This is a genomic window from Streptomyces diastatochromogenes (assembly GCF_002242805.1).
GTDB classification, from domain to species: domain Bacteria; phylum Actinomycetota; class Actinomycetes; order Streptomycetales; family Streptomycetaceae; genus Streptomyces; species Streptomyces diastatochromogenes.
This window is the reverse complement of sequence record NZ_MCGQ01000168.1, coordinates 1-2,997: the sequence shown is the minus strand read 5'-3', so window position 1 is coordinate 2,997 and position 2,997 is coordinate 1. Positions and strand designations below refer to the sequence as shown.

The window sequence follows — 2,997 nt, the reverse complement described above, 5'->3', positions numbered from 1 at the left end:
CTGTTCGACTTTGCCGGAGTCTGTTTGATGCTGATTGCTCAGACGGTATGGAGGCCGCAGTGCGGGGTAATCGGATCGGTTCAGAGGTTGCGAGACCCGGTCGACGTCGGTGGTGGAGGGCGGTCCTCGCGACGGCCGCGACCATCGCGCTGGCCACGGGCATGACCGGGCCCGCCGCGGCGCGGGACGTCGGCGGGCAGATACCCGCCGCCGCGCCTGCCGCCAGTCCGCGGGCGCACACCGTGACTCTCGACGGCTACTCGTTCCTCGTCGACGGCAAGCGCACCTACCTGTGGTCCGGCGAGTTCCACTACTTCCGGCTCCCGAGTCCGGACCTGTGGCGCGACATCTTCCAGAAGATGAAGGCCGCCGGGTTCAACTCCACCTCGCTGTACTTCGACTGGGGATACCACTCGCCGAAGCCGGGCGTGTACGACTTCAGCGGCGTACGTGACGTCGACAAGCTGCTCGACATGGCCCAGGAGGCCGGGCTCTACGTCATCGCACGCCCGGCGCCGTACATCAACGCGGAGGTCGACAGTGGCGGCCTGCCCGGCTGGATGACCACCAAGGCCGGGCACAACCGCAGTGACGACCCGCAGTTCCTGAAGTACGCGGACGAGTGGCTGACCCAGATCGACCGGATCATCGCCCGCCACCAGCTGACCAACGGCACCGGGTCGGTCATCGCCTACCAGGTCGAGAACGAGTACTACAACGGCTCGGCCGCCGGCCGCTCCTACATGCAGCACCTGGAGGACAAGGCCCGCGCCGACGGCATCACGGTACCGCTGACGGGCAACAACAACGGCACCTTCAACTCCGGTACCGGCGCGCTGGACGTCGACGGCCCGGACTCCTACCCGCAGGGCTTCAACTGCTCGAACCCCTCGAAGTGGAACGGCGTCCCCGACATCAGCTACGACCACCCGGACGGCAAGCCGCTGTACTCGCCGGAGTTCCAGGGCGGCGCCTTCGACCCCTGGGGCGGGCCGGGCTACGACAAGTGCGCCCAGTTGATCAACGACCAGTTCGCCAACGTGTTCTACAAGCAGAACATAGCCGTCGGCGCCACCGCCCAGAGCTTCTACATGACCTACGGCGGCACCAACTGGGGCTGGCTGGGCATGCCGGAGAACTACACGTCCTATGACTACGGGGCCGCGATCCGCGAGAACCGCCAGCTCGATCCGAAGTACTACGAGGACAAGCTGATCGGGTACTTCACGCAGTCGGTCGACCCGCTGACCAAGACCGAGGCGATCAGGGCCACGCCACCGGACGACTCCGCGGTCGTCGACACCGCCCGGATGAACCCCGACACCAAGACGCAGTTCCACGTCCTGCGGCACGGGAACTCCACGTCCACGGCGGTCGACAAGACCCACATCTCGTTGGACTTCAACGCCCAGCCGTCCGCGGACACCACCTACACCTGGGACGACCCCGACTCCGCGCTGCAGTACACCGGTTCGTGGTCGCACGTGGCCAACACGAGCTACACAGGCGGCGACTACAAGCACACCGAGTCGTTCTCCAACAAGGCGGGTGACTCGGTCACCGTCCCCTTCGACGGCACCGCGATCCGCTGGATCGGCTCGAAGACCAACAACCACGGCTACGCCGACGTCTACCTCGACGGCACCAAGGTGGCGACGGTCGACGACTCCGGCGGCGAGAACCAGGCGGTGATCTTCCAGAAGACCGGCCTGACGTCCGGACAGCACACCCTGAAGATCGTCGTCGACGGGAACCACAGCTCGGGGTCCACGGACAACTACGTGGCCATCGACGCCATCGACGTGCCGACGGCCGCCGCCTCGGAGCCGACCTACCCGGTCGTGCCGCAGCAGCCGGGCACCGCGATCACGCTCGACGGACGCGACTCGCACGTGGTCGTGGCGAACTACCGGCTCGGGGACGCGCAGTTGCAGTACTCGACCTCGGAGATCATGACCAGCGCGACGATCGGGAACCGGGGTGTCGCCGTGCTCTACGGCGACCAGGGCAGCGACGGCGAGACCGTCCTTCGCTACTCCTCCAAGCCCACCGTGGTCACCAGCGACGGCACGGCCACGACCACCTGGGACGCGGACACCGGTGACCTGCGTCTGAACTACACGCACAAGGGCCTGATCCGCATCGGCATCAGCGGCGGCGGAAAGCGCCCCCTGCTGCTGCTCGTGGGCGACAAGGCCACGGCGGAGACCTTCTGGCGTCAGGACACGGCGACCGGCCCGGTGCTCGTGCGCGGCACCCACCTGCTGCGCACGGCGTCCAGCCTGGACGGCGGCCACACCGTGGCACTCACCGGTGACAACGCCGACGACAAGAACATCGAGGTGTTCACCTCCGCCGACCACCTCACCTGGAACGGCAAGGCATTGACCACCCAGGCCACCGGCACAGGAAGCCTCACCGGGAAGATCGCGGTGGCCGCCCCGATACACCTGCCGGCACTGACCAGCTGGAAGCATGCCGAGGAGTCCCCCGAAGCGGCCCCCGACTTCGACGACTCCAGCTGGCAGGTGGCCGACAGGACCACCACCAACAGCGTCTCCGGCATCAACTCGCTGCCGGTCCTCTACGCGGACGACTACGGTTTCCACACCGGCAACACGTGGTACCGCGGCCGCTTCCACGCCACCGGCAAGGAGACCGGCGTCCACCTGGTCTCGGACTCCGGCGGAGATGCCCAGGCGTTCTCCGCCTGGCTCAACGGCACCTTCCTGGGCAGCTCCACCACAGGCGGCGCCGACTTCACCTTCCCGGCCGGTGCGGTGAAGTCCAAGGGCGACAACGTCATCTCCGTGCTCACCGTGAACATGGGGCACGAGGAGGACTACAACTCGACCAACGGCAACAAGACCGCGCGCGGCCTGACCAGCGCCTCCCTCGTCGGGGCGCCGCTGACTTCCGTCACCTGGCGGCTGCAGGGCGTACGAGGCGGCGAGGACCTGCAGGACACAGTGCGCGGCCCACTCTCGACGGGCGGCC

Annotated in this window: 1 protein-coding gene; it reads left to right on the top strand. The window is 67.4% G+C overall.

Going from position 1 to position 2,997, the window contains the following annotated elements:
* Positions 1-59: 59 nt before the first annotated feature.
* A partial coding sequence (locus BEK98_RS47405) for a beta-galactosidase (protein WP_094222974.1) occupies positions 60-2,997 on the top strand: 2,938 nt, incomplete at its 3' end.